Origin of the sequence: Shewanella sp. Pdp11 (assembly GCF_002838165.1) — a bacterium.
Taxonomy (GTDB): Bacteria; Pseudomonadota; Gammaproteobacteria; order Enterobacterales; family Shewanellaceae; genus Shewanella; species Shewanella hafniensis.
In genome coordinates, this window is the sequence record NZ_CP015194.1 from 2207834 (window position 1) to 2222618 (window position 14785).

General features: G+C 47.1%; 11 protein-coding genes. 5 read left to right on the top strand and 6 right to left on the bottom strand.

The features are described 5' to 3' along the window. Positions 1-6 precede the first annotated feature (6 nt). Together bamB and der are read left to right on the top strand one after the other, a co-directional pair. Entirely contained in the window at positions 7-1194 is a 1188-nt protein-coding gene (bamB, locus tag AYJ58_RS09840) for an outer membrane protein assembly factor BamB (protein ID WP_063883273.1), read from the top strand. Positions 1195-1273: 79 nt separating this feature from the next. After that, positions 1274-2740 carry a ribosome biogenesis GTPase Der gene (gene der, locus AYJ58_RS09845; RefSeq protein WP_106649962.1) on the top strand — a complete coding sequence of 489 codons (1467 nt, stop codon included), beginning with the start codon at positions 1274-1276 and terminating at the stop codon, positions 2738-2740. 241 nt (positions 2741-2981) lie between these two features. Here der and AYJ58_RS09850 read toward each other — a convergent pair whose 3' ends face one another. From AYJ58_RS09850 to AYJ58_RS09875, 5 genes are all read right to left on the bottom strand, one after another. Next, the gene (locus AYJ58_RS09850; protein ID WP_106649963.1) at positions 2982-6104 is read right to left on the bottom strand and encodes an NAD(P)-binding protein; all 3123 of its coding nucleotides are present in this window, start codon (positions 6102-6104) and stop codon (positions 2982-2984) included. A gap of 235 nt (positions 6105-6339) precedes the next feature. Then, positions 6340-6501 carry a hypothetical protein gene (locus tag AYJ58_RS09855; RefSeq protein ID WP_006080915.1) on the bottom strand — a complete coding sequence of 54 codons (162 nt, stop codon included), beginning with the start codon at positions 6499-6501 and terminating at the stop codon, positions 6340-6342. Between the two features lie 288 nt (positions 6502-6789). Then, positions 6790-8181 carry an RsmB/NOP family class I SAM-dependent RNA methyltransferase gene (locus AYJ58_RS09865; RefSeq protein WP_106649965.1) on the bottom strand — a complete coding sequence of 464 codons (1392 nt, stop codon included), beginning with the start codon at positions 8179-8181 and terminating at the stop codon, positions 6790-6792. Positions 8182-8419: 238 nt separating this feature from the next. After that, positions 8420-9088: a glutathione S-transferase family protein gene (locus AYJ58_RS09870; RefSeq protein ID WP_106649966.1), complete on the bottom strand. Its 669-nt coding sequence runs from the start codon at positions 9086-9088 to the stop codon at positions 8420-8422. 66 nt (positions 9089-9154) lie between these two features. After that, positions 9155-9781: a glutathione S-transferase gene (locus AYJ58_RS09875; protein ID WP_106649967.1), complete on the bottom strand. Its 627-nt coding sequence runs from the start codon at positions 9779-9781 to the stop codon at positions 9155-9157. A 213-nt stretch (positions 9782-9994) separates the two neighbouring features. Between AYJ58_RS09875 and AYJ58_RS09880 the strand changes: the two genes are divergently transcribed. Continuing rightward, positions 9995-10585, top strand: a complete 591-nt coding sequence (locus AYJ58_RS09880) for a TetR/AcrR family transcriptional regulator (RefSeq protein WP_106649968.1) — start codon at positions 9995-9997, stop codon at positions 10583-10585. 132 nt (positions 10586-10717) lie between these two features. Here the strand turns inward: AYJ58_RS09880 and AYJ58_RS09885 are convergent, their stop codons facing one another. Next, positions 10718-11431: a DUF2461 domain-containing protein gene (locus AYJ58_RS09885; protein ID WP_106649969.1), complete on the bottom strand. Its 714-nt coding sequence runs from the start codon at positions 11429-11431 to the stop codon at positions 10718-10720. Between the two features lie 316 nt (positions 11432-11747). On the opposite strand from AYJ58_RS09885, the gene AYJ58_RS09890 reads away from it, so the two are divergent. Both AYJ58_RS09890 and AYJ58_RS09895 read left to right on the top strand, forming a co-directional pair. Next, positions 11748-13967, top strand: coding sequence for a TonB-dependent receptor domain-containing protein (locus AYJ58_RS09890; RefSeq protein ID WP_106649970.1), 2220 nt, complete (start codon positions 11748-11750; stop codon positions 13965-13967). Between the two features lie 134 nt (positions 13968-14101). Continuing rightward, entirely contained in the window at positions 14102-14665 is a 564-nt protein-coding gene (locus tag AYJ58_RS09895; RefSeq protein WP_106649971.1) for a PhnA domain-containing protein, read from the top strand. Positions 14666-14785 lie beyond the last annotated feature (120 nt).

The following is a 14785-nucleotide window of genomic DNA, read 5'->3' on the forward strand; positions in this document are numbered from 1 at the left end:
CCCTTGATGAAGTCTTGGTGCAAAAACCTGCTAGCCGCCGGATTAAGTCTGGCCATGTTATCCGCCTGTTCGTCGAGCGATGTTGAAGACGAGCCTGTCAGTGAGTTAACTGCCATTCAGGCGACAGTGTTCCCTGAAGTAAGTTGGAGCGCCTCTGTCGGTGATGGTGTAGGTGATTATTACTCTCGCCTCGCTCCTGCCGTTCGTTATGGCAAAATATTTGCCGCCGATCGTTATGGTGAAGTCACCGCGTTTGACGAAGCGACGGGCGAGCGCGTTTGGACTAAAGATTTCAGCGAAGAATTTCGTGATAACGCCTTAGCAAAAAACAAAGGTGCGCGAATCGCCGCTGGCGTAACTGCTGCGCGTAATAAAGTCTTTTTAGGGGGAGAAAGCGGGCTGTTAGCCGCGCTGAACGCCGAAGATGGCCAAGTGTTATGGCATGTGGTTGCCGGTGGTGAGTTATTGTCTGCGCCAACCGTTGCCGATGACGTTGTGGTTGTCAGCACCAGCTCAGGTTCACTCGAAGCCTTTAACGTCGATACTGGCGCTAAGCTGTGGGTGTACGAAATGCAATTGCCAAATCTGACCCTGCGCGGTACAGGTTCTGCAGCTTATGAAGCGGGCGGTTTCTTTATAGGTACTGCCGATGGAAAAGTGGCTGTTGTGATTAAAAACAATGGTCAAGCAGCATGGGAACAGGCGATTTATAATCCAACGGGCGGTAACGAGTTTACCCGTATGGCCGACGTGGATATGACGCCGCTGATCCTTGGCGACAATTTATATGCGGTGAGTTACAACGGTAACTTAGTGTCGATGGAATTACGCACGGGTCGAGTTGTATGGACACGTAAGTATTCTAGCTTTAACGAGTTAGCATCAGCGGGCTTAAGCTTGTTCCTTGTTGACGACCACAGCCGTATCTACTCAGTTGATAAGCGTAACGGTCTAGAGCTGTGGAGCAACTCTGAGTTAGCTAACCGCACTCTGACGTCACCAGCTGTGTATAAAGACTATTTAGTTGTGGGTGATTTCGAAGGTTATTTACACTTCATCGATCGCAGTACAGGGACGATTGTCGGTCGTGTTCAAGTGGACAGCTCTGGATTATACAGCCAGCCATTAGTGGTTGACGATAAAATCTATGTTCAAGGTCGCAGTGGAAAGTTAGCTGTTGTAACACTTCCATAGTTAAAAGTGTTATCCTTGTAGAGCCCCTGGAAGTGTGTTCCGGGGGCTTTTTATTGAAAAGTTTTTTAGAGGCAAAATCATGATCCCTGTAGTGGCCCTTGTTGGTCGGCCGAACGTCGGTAAATCCACCCTATTTAATCGCCTTACGCGCACGCGTGATGCGCTGGTTGCTGACTTTCCTGGCCTAACACGTGACCGTAAATATGGTCGAGCATTCTTATCCGGCTATGAGTTCATTGTGGTCGATACCGGCGGTATCGATGGCACTGAAGAAGGGATCGAGACGAAAATGGCCGAGCAATCCCTTGCCGCCATTGAAGAAGCCGATGTTGTTCTATTTATGACTGATGCGCGCGCGGGTTTAACCTCTGCGGATCTGTCGATTGCACAGCACTTACGTAGCCGTGAAAAAACCACTTTCGTGGTTGCGAACAAAGTGGACGGTATTGATGCCGATTCTGCCTGCGCCGAGTTTTGGTCTTTAGGTCTAGGTGAAGTTTACCAAATGGCAGCGTCTCAAGGACGCGGCGTGACCAACATGATCGAATACGCGCTGACTCCTTATGCCGAAGCGATGGGCATAGTGCGTCAAGACGAAGGCGAAGTGACCGAAGAGCGTGAATATACCGAAGAAGAAGCCGAAGCTGAGCAAAAGCGTCTGCAAGATTTGCCTATCAAGTTGGCGATCATCGGTAAACCTAACGTCGGTAAGTCAACCTTGACTAACCGTATTCTAGGTGAAGAGCGCGTTGTGGTATTTGATGAGCCCGGCACGACCCGTGACAGTATTTACATTCCAATGGAACGTGAAGGTCGCGAGTACGTGATTATCGATACCGCGGGTGTTCGTCGCCGCAGTAAAGTACATCAAGTCATTGAGAAATTCTCAGTGATCAAAACCTTGAAAGCGGTTGAAGATGCCAACGTGGTGTTGCTTATCATCGATGCCCGTGAAGGTATCGCAGAGCAAGATTTAGGTCTGTTAGGCTTTGCGCTCAATGCGGGTCGCGCTTTGGTGATTGCCGTCAACAAGTGGGATGGTATCGACCAAGGGATTAAAGATCGTGTGAAGAGTGAGCTTGACCGTCGTCTTGGCTTTATCGACTTTGCTCGTATTCACTTTATTTCGGCGCTGCACGGTACTGGTGTTGGCCATTTATTTGAATCGATTGAAGAAGCCTACGACAGTGCCACGCGCCGCGTCAGTACTTCTATGCTGACACGTATCATGCAAATGTCGCAGGATGATCACCAGCCGCCATTAGTGAATGGTCGCCGTGTGAAGCTTAAATACGCGCACGCCGGTGGTTACAATCCACCAATCGTGGTGATCCACGGTAACCAAGTTAGCAAGCTGCCAGATTCGTATAAGCGCTACATGATGAACTACTTCCGTCGTTCATTGAAAGTGGTGGGAACGCCAATCCAGCTACGTTTCCAAGAGGGTGATAACCCATTTGAAAACAAAACTGAGAAGTTGACTATGAGCCAAGAGCGTCGTCGCAAGCGCGCACAAAGCCATATAAAAGACAGAAAAACCAAATAGTGTTTTTTACCAGACGCATTTGAAACAAAAGGAACCTTAGGGTTCCTTTTGTGTTTTAAGACTCTTTAATCAGGGTTTACATCAATATCAATGTTCTCTAGAGAGTAGATTCCAATAATTAGATTAAATATGGCTAGCAGATTAAACCAGCAACATACCTAACTTAATATCTCGAATATTTTAGACAACTGTCTGTATCGGTCGTGCTCTTTTGTTTAGCATGTAGCTGCTCAACAGGAACTTAGAAGTCTTTCTCGCCTTTTATTAAGGCTGGATGACCCGATATGGCTTTTGAGGTGTGCATACCCGCCATCGTCGCCGCTTCGACGCAGCCCGCATTAAGGCCTGTCTTTATCCAATCGCCTGTCATATACAAGTTATCTATCCCTGTGCCATCTGTTGTGATGCGATACTGCGAGCTGTCTTTAACCGATAAGACATAACGCTCGGATGGATCTACATTTGCGCGCCAATATTGGCTATCGAAGCGGGCAACGCCTTGACGGTCTTGTTCATCGTGAAGCCATTCCCAAGGGAAGCTATCACCGACATTTTGCCAAAGCTTATGGATTTCGGTATTGAGTTGGTGGATAGCACCGGTTTTAGCTTCTAAGGTTTTCCGTTGTTGGAAATCCACATCCGAGCTTGGTGGATAGGCTTCGACAGGCAATGCAGAGCAAAAGTAGCTGGCGTTCTTAGGTTCTAAACCGCGCCAATCTTCTTTGTCTAGCAGTTGGTTCATCGATGCCCAAGTATCAAAGGGTTCGGTGAAACCCGATAATACGGGTTCCTCGCCATCTTCAGAGTAATTAGGCCAGCCTATTCCATTCAGATCTTGATTCATCCACAGTTGATAGGCTTGAGTCGCAACGGTTTGCACCTTATCAACGCAAAGTGTGAGGGCGGGGCTTTGTGCCATGACTTCACTCGCCACATGGGGTACAGAACCGATGGAAAGACCGAAGATGACTTTGTCAAAATCCACCCCTTTGACTAAGCGCTTTTTCGGCAGGGCTTTGCCAAAGTGCGCTTCATATACGCTGTCCCAATCGCTCCAGAAGTGTTCCAGATTGATATTATGGGCTTTAAGCAACGCCGCTTGTTCAGGCTCAAGCTGCTCATAATTGGGCGTACTCGGCCAGCAGGCTAGACCTTTCACATCGACCAAGGGATCGTAGCTTGTGACTGTCGGCGCTAAGGCAACTTGCTCAGTGATCTCAATCGCTTGAATACTTTGATTACGGCATTCGAGGTTATCGACGCGATTGAAGTAGTGGAAGTTGACGCCACGGCGTTTGAGCACTTCGTAGAAAGGGGTAAAGACCACATCGCCCATTCCCGCCTGCATTTTCCACATTACGCCACCTTGATAGCAGAGGGCGATACGCAGCATTGCGCGGATAATTGTGCCCGCTTCGACATTGGGTTTGTCGAAGTTACCTTTCTCATAGGCGAATACTAAGTCGTAAAAACCGCGCACGGGTGCGCTGTCGACTGTGTACTTAAGGCTGGCGCCGTGTTTGGTTAACCATTCGCGATAATCATAACCATTGATGGCGTCAAAGCCTTTCTCAAATACATCGTCGGCAAACATGCCCTTGAGTATCGTGAGTCCGAGATCGGCAGCAATATACAAGTGACGCAGTTCGTCATTGTTATCTAAATGGCCACTAAAGCGTTTCACGAGTCGTTTATGCAGGGCATCGACAGCAGATTCTACCAAGCCATCGTCACTTTCACTGTGGACATGCTCATCGCACTCGCGGCCAATCATTTGATTGAAATGGCATTCGAGCTTATCGCCGAGCGCGTCGAGTGATTCTTTAGCATCTTCGACTGAATCCTCTAACTTATCTTTTAAGCGTTCAAACCAGCTGCTATCGAGCCAGTTTTTAGGTGTTCCCGTGGCTTTTTCATCGGCATCAAGCAAGTCATCCATGTCCTTGAGCCATTCTTTGATCCACGCAAAGGCGACTTTAACAACTTTCCAGAAGGTGAGGGTTTCGGTGCCATCACCAGGAATGCCGGGTAGCGTCGGGAAAGTGATCGGCCAACTCACAGAACGGCCATCGACCTCTTCTTGTAATACGATGAAGTTATGGGGTTTAAAGGCATCAAGAAAGGTCGCGAGCGGCGCATGTACTGGCCTATCCAATTCTTCATACGCTTTACGCATCAGGGCAAACGCGTTTTGATAGAAACCAAACCAAATATGTAAGCCATGTTCTTCGATGCGTTGTCCCATAGCAGCATTGCGGCCACTTGCCCCTTTGCCGCCGATACGCCAGCCGAGTTGGTAGACATCTATCTCATATTGATTCTGCCAGCCAGGTTTGTCGGTCAGATAACAGGCTGCGGTCATTGCCGCGACACCGCCACCGAGAATGGCAATTTTCTGTTTTTTGATTTCGGAGTTATCGACTAATACTTCACCGGGTGGGACTTCAAAATCAAAGTTCACATGGTAAGGCAGTAAGACATGCTGCTCGCCAATCTCGACCCCGAGCGTGTCCTGTAACGGGAAGCTGGCATTATCAAAAATGGTCGCGACAAAATCATTTTTGAGCAGGGCAACACTGTGCACTTTATTCACTTGGGCTGGCGCGGCGACGATGGCTTGATAAACGGCTTTTTGTCCCGAAGAGTCGGGGAACTGTTTTAGAAATACTTGATCGATAGCGGGTTTAAATAACAGATGAAACAGCTGCTCTTCGCCAAGCTGGTCGAGTTCTGGAATAAAATCGGTTTGTTCTTTAAAGAGTTGCCAGGTTTGGGTTATCGCTTCAAGGGTGGAAAGCTGCGCCTCGGGTTTGGCATCGCAATTCACCTCCATTAATGGATGCAGGGCGAGTTCGGTTTCGGGCGAAAAGTGTAAAAAGCTTTTGGTAGCAAGGGATAATCGCGTCAGAGGTTCACCCACAGCAGGCATAGTGTATTCACATAAATATTTAGGATAACCAAAGAGTTCACGGCCATTAATTAAGGCCATAGCATCGTTAACCCAAATGTGTAGCGGCTGAAAATACACTTGGCTGATTTGTGTGCTGTCGCTACTATCTTGGCGCCCGACCATGACCCAAGTGATGATGTCTGTTTCTTGGATCCAGCCCTTAGCTCTGTCTTCTGGATACGCGGAGTAGGCTTTTTCAATTTGAGTGAAGGTTGTCAGTACGTAGGGAGATAACACCTTAAAATACATTGCACTACCGGCAACTTGATTCAAGGTCTTATCAATAGAGCGTTGCAGGTTTACTTGTTTCCCCTTTAGAAAAAAACCGTACATATCGGCTTTATTTAACACTAAGGGGGAGTGCATCAACATACTGCCTTGGGGATAAATAAAGTCGGGGCGCTGTTTTTCCATGGTGTTCATCCTTAAATTTCAGTGTAAGTCCAATGGCTTGGGAGTCATAACCCAAAAAGCATAGGGCAAATAAGCCATTAAGCCCATTGATTTTACAATTGATTTTTTAAGAATTTGAGAGGGTATCGCGGGATTGAGTAGCAAGTTGGATATTATCCAACTTGCTCAGATTTGGCAGGCTTAGCACAGAACGAATTCGTTAAACAAACCCGTGGGCTAGGGTACTTAGATTCAGTTACTTCGATTTATTTTGGTAGAAATCCACCTCTGTATTATCGTCCGAGTAACGTCGCTTAGTATCCCTGCGGCGCTGTTTCACGCGTTTATTCTTTTGCTTACCTTTGACGTTATCGCCCCATGGCGCATCATCGTCGTCAAATTCATAGGAGTGTGACATGGTCAAAATTCCAAAAATACCTGTGCCATTCGCAGCACCCGATCTTTTTACCCAAAGGTGAGATGAAGCTAAAGCGAAATATTTCATCACTGATGGTGAAAAGTTTTGTCCAAAGGCTATATCTTGCCACTGAAATGGCAGTATCTGAGATTTTAATGGGGGATGCGTGGGTTATCTTTATGATAATTAAAGGGTAAGTGTAATTATCATCGGAAATTATATTATATGATTGAAACTGGCGCCCAGAATGAAAGGCGCCAAGTTTTGATACAAAATAATGAGTTAGTGTTACTTGCTGCGCAGCATACGTGCGACGAACATGCCATCACTGTTGGCCTCAAAGGGCCACACGGTCAACATTTCTGTTTGTTCACCGCTAAAAGGATGGCGTATTGGCGTGAGCGTGAACTCTGGATGTTGCTGTAAAAACGCCGTCACTACATCTTGGTTCTCGATGGGCGATAAGGAGCAAGTGGCGTAAACGAGGATACCGCCGGCCTTAACTGCGCGGCTACTGCGGCTTAAAATATCGAGCTGTAAGGCGGCTTTATCGGCCACGGCTTCAACACCATCCAACCAACGCATATCGGGATTACGTCGCCAAGTGCCAGTGCAACTGCACGGGGCATCGACTAACACACCGTCGAAATGATCCGCTGGTACCGGCAGGGCATCGCTCTTCCAACGGGCAACGCTAATGTCGTTAAAGTGGGCTCTTTGGGCACGTTTAGTCAGTTCTTCTAGGGCATTGGAGCGAATATCCGACGATATGATGCTGCCCGCAGATGACGTTTGGTTATCAGCAGCTTTAGCTAACATCAACGAGCGCAGTTGCAGGGTTTTGCCGCCAGCACCACTGCAGGCATCCCACCAATGGGCATCGGGTTCAGGCGCGCAAATTTGCCCTATCACCTGTGAAGCCAAATCTTGGATCTCAATTTTTCCGTCTTTATATAGAGAAATTTCATTAAGATTCATGCTTTTGCTGCCAAGATTGATGGCGTCGCTAAAGTAATGACCATCACTCGCTTCTATACCGAGCGCTTGCAGTTGTGCCGCCGCATCTTGACTTGTGAGCCCTTGTGCGCGTCCCCAAATCGGTGGGCGACTCGACATAGCGGCAATTAATTGTGTTTGCTGCGCCGCATCAATTGGGCACACTTGCCAGAACCAGTCGGGTAATAAATCCTGTGCCTTAAACTCAGTCGTTGGGAATAAATGCTGTATTAGCATGAGTTTGTCGTCGAGACTTTCAACGGCAAGCGCTTGAGCTTGTTGATAATCGATAGGTGACTGCGATAACTCATGCCAAGCGTTGGCGATATCTTGCCAAGCATGGGCTTCCAATAGAGCACTGGCGCTTAGGCAGGCAAAATAAACGGCAGAGGTTTGTTGATCGCCTACTCGCTCAAACCAACCCCACCAGCGAAACAGGCTAAACAAGGATTCACGAATAACTTTACGATCCTTTGAGCCGTGTTTTTTATGTTCTCTAAAGTAGTTGGCCAAAATACGGTCGGCGGGCATTTTACTGCTTTGAATTTCATCGAATAACTGCTTAATTGTACTGGCGTAACTGAGCGCACGTTTTTGCGCTGGGGTGTTCGCTTGGACATTTAACGCCGAAGATGTATCTGATTTGGATGCCATACCGGAAGAGAAGCTGCTTGGATTACCCATAAATTTAGCCTAGATCATGCTTCTGTGACGGCGCCTTATGTAAGGAACATAGCCGTAACAGAGGGGAAAAATAAGTGGCGCAGAGTGTAGCAGTTTTGCCCGATAACAGGCAGTAAAAAAGCCCCAAAGTAGTATCAACTTGCGGGGCTTTTTGTGGTTCTTTTACTGAAACTTATAGTGTATTCAGTACCTAACGGCAGTTTTGCAGGCTATCGCTCAATTATCGCTTGGAAGGTGATTATTTCGTCACCATCTTTTGGATTTGCTTAGCCCGTTCTTCATCACTCATTTCTACCGGTGGCGGCGTGATTATGCCTTTTTGGCACGCAGGTCTGAGCGCTAGCTCATCTAACCAACGTTGCAAATGGGTCAAACCTTCCATGTTGATGCCGCTCCACTCGTGGATACGGACCCAAGGCCAAGTGGCGATGTCGGCAATCGTGTATTCGTCACCTGCAAGGTATTGATTTGTTGCGAGTTGAGTATTCATAACCTCGAATAAACGTCGACCTTCTTTTTGGTAACGTTCTATTGCTGCAGGGATTTTTTCAGGGAAGTACCTAAAGAATACGTTGGCTTGTCCCATCATGGGGCCGACGCCGCTCATTTGGAACATTAACCATTGGATCACCTGTGAGCGCTTTTTAGGATCGGCTGGCAGGAATTTACCTGTTTTTTCGGCGAGATACAGCAGAATCGCACCCGATTCGAATACCACAAAATCCTCGTTATCGCGGTCGATAATGGCGGGAATGCGACCATTGGGATTGATGGCGATAAACTCGGGCTGTTTTTGCTCACTGGTGCTGAAATCTAATTTATGGACGCGATATTCAAGTCCCATTTCTTCCAGTGCGATGGAAATTTTAAAACCGTTAGGGGTCGCGGCTGTGTATAAATCTATCATGATGATTCCTTTAGGTTATAACGCTTATAGCTACTCACTTTAGGGCCTATTCAGGCATTCGTGCCGCTATTTTGTAGGGGTTAACGATACTATGGCAGGACGCTGCGCCATAGTGTTTAACCAAGCCTTAAGATGCGGCAAGTTATCAGTCACTTCGATGTCTAAATTTTTAATAAAACTGATAAAAACGTAAGCCGAAATATCGGCGATGCTGAATTCATCGCCTGCCACAAAGGGTGATGTGCTCAATTGTTGGTCTAATGTCGGTAGGAAGTCAATGACCCTTTGGCGTGATTCTACGCCCCAAGATTCGACACAATTTTCCCTGTCTTTATAGACACCGCTTAAATTACGAAAGGCTTGAAAGCCGACCATTAAGCCTTGTAACTCTATGATACGTTGCCACATTTCTATTTTGGCGCGCTCAAGTGGCGTATTACCAAATAGCGAATTAACACTTGGGTGGATTTCTTCTAAATAACGGCAAATGGCGATGGATTCACATAGGTAGCTGCCATCATCGAGTTCGAGCAGTGGAATGCGGCCATTTAAACTTTTGCTTTTAAACTCGGCACTTAAATTTTCACCGCCGCGGATATCGACGTTCACCCTCGGGATATCAATACCTTTTTCCGCTAGGAAAATACTGACACGGCGCGCGCTAGGCGTAGGGGCTAGTTCATAGAGTTTCATCTAATGTCCTGTAGTTTTTATCAATGCTTTATGCTCGATTTAAGCATATAAGACTTTAACGGAACGATCGGTTAGGATAGAATTTACGCCATATCTAAACGATCAGTCAAGAATGATTTACTCCTCAACTTTCTTTAGTAAACAGAAATGCGGTGATTGAGGAGTGCTAAAGCTGATCGTTAGCGCGTATTCAAGAGATTAGGTCACAGGCTTATGGCACGAAGTTGTAATTTTGATCGGCAGGAAAAACTCATATTGGCGATGGAGCTTTTTTGGCAAAAGGGCTTTGCCGAAACCTCGATTTCCGATCTTGTCGGCCATTTAGGTATTAATCGATTTAGTCTTTATAACAGTTTCGGGGATAAGCAGAATCTTTACCGCGAGTGCCTCCGTTTTTACCTCGATAACTACTCCTTTGGCGCCTCAGATACCCTGTTGCATGAAAAAGCGGGCTTGGCCGAAATAGAAGCTTATCTAGCGCGCTTTGTTGCCCTGCAGAGGGAACAAAAATACGGCTGTTTTATGCAAAATGCCGTGCTTGAAAAGAGCCTTGACGATGAGAGTGTGCTGCAGGAATGTCAGCGATTATTTTGCCGATTACAGGCTTCATTTACCCAAGTGTTACGGGATTGCCAAGCGCGAGGCGAGCTACTCCCCCATGTACAACCACATCAGGTCGCTGCATTTTTAGTATTGCAATTACAAGGAATTAGGGTGTTAGGTAAAGCGGGTGAATATGAGCTGCTAGACAATGCCTTTGCAGTTTTACAGAGTTACTTGGGCACTTTAAATACAAAAGTTTAAGTGCAAATTAAGCCATTTAAGGTGCAAGTTGTAGTTTGAATGGCCTAGGTTTTTCGCCTAGGCCATGTTGCTTTTAGTAATCTATTTTTTAACGGTCTATTTTTACGAATCAATTGGTTAAAAATCAATTGTCTAGAAATCCAAATCCAGCGCGAAACACAGGTAGGCCATCAACTGAGAGCAGTGGGCAAATTGCTCTGCGCAGAAGTTAGCGGTATCTGGGCGACAGAGTTCTTCAAAAGCAATATTTTTTATGGCGATAAAATCTTTGCGTTTTAGCTCGGCCAGCATAGGGTGGTTTTTATCAAACCCTTTTGGTGGTCGAGTTAAGCTATCACCGTCCATGTTAAATCCATGACTTTGTAAGGTTTGTAGCGCTTTTTTATAGCCGTTGGGATTCTCATCGATGCAAGTGCGAATGGCATTTAAGGCCTTCGATTCTGGGTGCCAAATCCCTGCGGCAATAAAACAGCCATCCCCGGCAATGTGTAAGTACAGTCCCGGCGCATGCACGTCTTTGCCCTGAAAATGGCGAAATTGAATACCAACATTGGTTTTATAGGGCGTTTTATCTTTGCTAAAACGGCTGTCTCGCTGGGGACGCATCAAGCTGCCGCCGACTTTTTTTGGTACGGCAGTGAGCCTAGGCGAGAGGGCGAGGATACTGGGCTGCATTTGCTCGATAAACTGTAGCGCTGGGGCTCTCACTGTTTCTTCGTATTCCGCCTGATGGGCTTTAAACCAGTCGCGGGAGTTGTTTTGTGCCAGTTGATTTAAAAATTGCAGGCTTGCAGCGCTGAACGTTGCACCAGTCGCAATAGGCATTTTAGTCGTGAGCGTGGCCATTATCGGTGAACCTTATTAATGCATGTGAAACGAGTGCCAACAGCCTAGAGATGCAAGCAGGGCGAACTGCCGTATATTCAACTATTTCAAGGTCGTACACTCTATAGAGGATGAAAGGCTATCAAATATGGCAGTCATACTGCCATCCTTAGGCAAGATCTTCACTTAAATTTTTTGAAGCGTACCGTTTCTATCTTGTTTTTCAACCAGACCGTTATTTACACGTAAAGCCAAGTGAGAACTATTCTTATCTTCTTCGTTAGTGCCTATAATGCCGCCCTATTTTTAGATTGGTTTGTTAATAGGAAGACGTTAAATGGGTTGCTTGCCTAAGTTTGAGAAGTGGAAAGCGAATAGAAATCTGTCGCTTATGGGATTATGTATATTGCCCTCAATGCCGTTGTACGCCGCTGAGGTATTGGGCGAGCCTAAGGTTGAGCCAATTGAGATCCTGCAGGTTCATGGGCAGCAATATCGTAGGGCCATCACAGTCGCTAAACCCGGTGAAGCGATTATTTCCATGGAACAAATCGAGGAGATGCAGGCAACGACCTTCGCCGAAGTGATTGATGATATGGCAGGGGCGCATATCGATGGCGGTACTCGCAGCGGCGGTGAGCGGATTAATATCTGGGGCTTTGGCGAGACCGAAGATTTTAACGTTTATGTGGATAATGCTCCGGTGGGATTTGAGCAGTATCGCTATGGCTCATTTTTCCTCGATCCTGATCTCATCAAACGAGTGGAAGTGATTAAAGGCGCCCATGATGTGCGCTCGGGTAATGGCGGTTTTGGTGGGGCCATGTATGTGGTCACTAAATCGGCCGATGATTTTCTTAAATATGATCAATCCCTTGGCGCGCGAGTCAAAACCAGCTACGCCAGCAATAATGACGCTATGGGTTATACGGGGACAGTTTATGGCCGAGTGAATTCACACTTATCTGGCTTGCTGCATCTTACACGCCGTGATGCGGGGGATGTCACTTTAGCCAATGGCGATGAGTTTGAATATTCGGGCTATGAGCAAGATAACTATCTAGGCAAGATGGATTATGAGCAGGGCGATCACCAACTTGCCTTGAGCGTGACCCATTATCTCGATGAGGGCCGCAAACCTTGGGCTAATCGCCGTGGCCCCATGCCTGCCATCTCAGACTACAACATCAAAAAGTACGGCTCCTACGAGCAGGCGCTGTATGCCACCACTGCCTACAACACCTATGAAGACAACACTTGGTCAGCCAATTATCGTTATTCGCCGAGCAATCCGCTGATCGATACTCAAGTGGTGATCTCCCATTCGGCGAATGCGCGCCACTGGATAAGACCCGATATCGCGTGGGAGAAAATGACGGTTTCCGTTGGCAACTTCGGTCACGAATCTTGGCTAGACTACAAACGTGATTACATTGATATCAACAACTTGAGTTTGATTGGCGATCACGAGATCACCACAGGATTACAGTACCGCAGTCTCGATCGCACTTCGCTTGTGTTTAACAAGAGCTATGAGAAGAATCCTGAGAAAAACTTTGGCTGGTACACACCTTATTATCAACCCGAAGGTCGCCAAGACACCTATGCCGTGTATGTTCGCGATGCGATTCATCTCACCAACGACTTAACCGTCACTCCCTCGCTGCGATATGACTTTATCTACAGCATAGGTCGGCCAAATATTGCGCCAGATTATAACGACATCAGCGCGGGTCACGATTATAGCTCGACTCACCACTCGGGACTCTCACCAAGATTAGGCATAGATTATCAACTGACAAACTACGCTCGGTTAAACTTTGATTACGCCTATAGTCTGCAAGCCCCTGTGGTGGATGAGATTTATGCCGTGCAATACGCTAAAGCCAGCATTACCGGCACAAGCCGCGACATCGATGTCGAACGCTTACATGCCTTCAAGTTAGGCTTAATGACACAGCACCAGCATCTGTTTGCCAATGATGATGCGCTGTCGACCCAAATCACCCTGTTTGCCAACCTAGGCCGCGATGATATCGCCCAGCGCCGCGGAGCTAAGTCTGATAAAACCCAGTTAATTCAAAGTGGTTACACAAATCTTGATGGCTACCATATTTACGGTGCCGATTTTGAAGCCCAATATCGCTATCAAGATGTGTTCAGTGATCTGGCGGTTTCATGGCTGCAAGGGCAACACAATGGGTCACTCAGAGATAGCCAAGATGACGATGAATATTTAGCTAACATAGCCCCGCTCGATATTCGTCTGCGTTTGGGCATGTATATCACAGATGACATTTCTATCGCTTGGCAGGGCGCTTGGTATGATGCGCAAACCAATGTTCCCCACGGCGATATCTTTAATGCCGAATCGCCGAGCGAGAATTACTTCCTGCAGAATGTGTATCTCGCCTATGAACCTCAAGCCAGTTTAAAGGGCTTAAGCGTGCGTTTGATGGTGAAAAACCTCACCAATCTGCAAGTGGTGCCGTTTCTCTCCGATGGGATACCCGCTGCGGGGCGCGATGTTCGCTTGAGTTTAGCCTATGAATTTTAAAGATTAATCACCAAGTCAGTGTGGGCGCGGTTTATAAAACTTATAAAAAATAGGGTTATATTGCTTAAGCACCCTGCCGAAAAAAGCCAGTTTATGGCATAATCCGCGTTTTACTAGGCATATAGAACAGAAAAATGACTGAAAATGAATTGCTAAGTCGCTGTGGCGGCAAGTGTGAACTGTGTGGCAGCGAGCTTGAACTCTCTATTTATGATCTGCCAGCCTCCGATGGCCGTGACAATGAGATCATGATTTGTGAAACCTGCAGTGGCCAAATTGCGGCACCGGATACCATGGACATGAACCACTGGCGTTGTCTGAACGACAGCATGTGGAGCCCGGTTCCGGCAGTTCAAGTGATGTCATATCGTATGCTTAAGCGCTTAAATGGCGAAAGCTGGGCGCAAGATTTACTGGATATGCTTTACCTTGAAGACGATTTAAAAGCGTGGGGTGATGCCGAAGTTGCCGCAGCAGGTGACGACACGACTCCAACGCTAGACAGCAATGGTGCCGTGCTTAACGCTGGCGATACTGTGGTCATCATCAAGGACTTAAACGTGAAAGGCACGAGCTTTGTGGCTAAGCGCGGCACAGCGGTGCGTAACATTGCTTTGACTAACAACCCAGAGCATATCGAAGGCCGTGTTAACGGGACTCGTATTGTGATCCTGACGTGCTTCGTTAAAAAGTCTTAAGTTCAACCTAGTGTGTGCTCGATTTATCGAGCCGCACACCATAAAAAGCCGCCATGCTCGTTAATCGACATGGCGGTTTTTTTATGCCGACATTATTCCCGTAAACTGCTGCGCCATTCC

Coding starts and splice junctions, on each gene's coding strand:
- AYJ58_RS09870 (WP_106649966.1), bottom strand. CDS start 9,088: ATGATAGATTTATACACAGCCGCGACCCCTAACGGTTTTAAAATTTCC.
- bamB (WP_063883273.1), top strand. CDS start 7: ATGAAGTCTTGGTGCAAAAACCTGCTAGCCGCCGGATTAAGTCTGGCC.
- AYJ58_RS09880 (WP_106649968.1), top strand. CDS start 9,995: ATGGCACGAAGTTGTAATTTTGATCGGCAGGAAAAACTCATATTGGCG.
- der (WP_106649962.1), top strand. CDS start 1,274: ATGATCCCTGTAGTGGCCCTTGTTGGTCGGCCGAACGTCGGTAAATCC.
- AYJ58_RS09850 (WP_106649963.1), bottom strand. CDS start 6,104: ATGGAAAAACAGCGCCCCGACTTTATTTATCCCCAAGGCAGTATGTTG.
- AYJ58_RS09855 (WP_006080915.1), bottom strand. CDS start 6,501: ATGTCACACTCCTATGAATTTGACGACGATGATGCGCCATGGGGCGAT.
- AYJ58_RS09875 (WP_106649967.1), bottom strand. CDS start 9,781: ATGAAACTCTATGAACTAGCCCCTACGCCTAGCGCGCGCCGTGTCAGT.
- AYJ58_RS09865 (WP_106649965.1), bottom strand. CDS start 8,181: ATGGGTAATCCAAGCAGCTTCTCTTCCGGTATGGCATCCAAATCAGAT.
- AYJ58_RS09890 (WP_106649970.1), top strand. CDS start 11,748: ATGGGTTGCTTGCCTAAGTTTGAGAAGTGGAAAGCGAATAGAAATCTG.
- AYJ58_RS09895 (WP_106649971.1), top strand. CDS start 14,102: ATGACTGAAAATGAATTGCTAAGTCGCTGTGGCGGCAAGTGTGAACTG.
- AYJ58_RS09885 (WP_106649969.1), bottom strand. CDS start 11,431: ATGGCCACGCTCACGACTAAAATGCCTATTGCGACTGGTGCAACGTTC.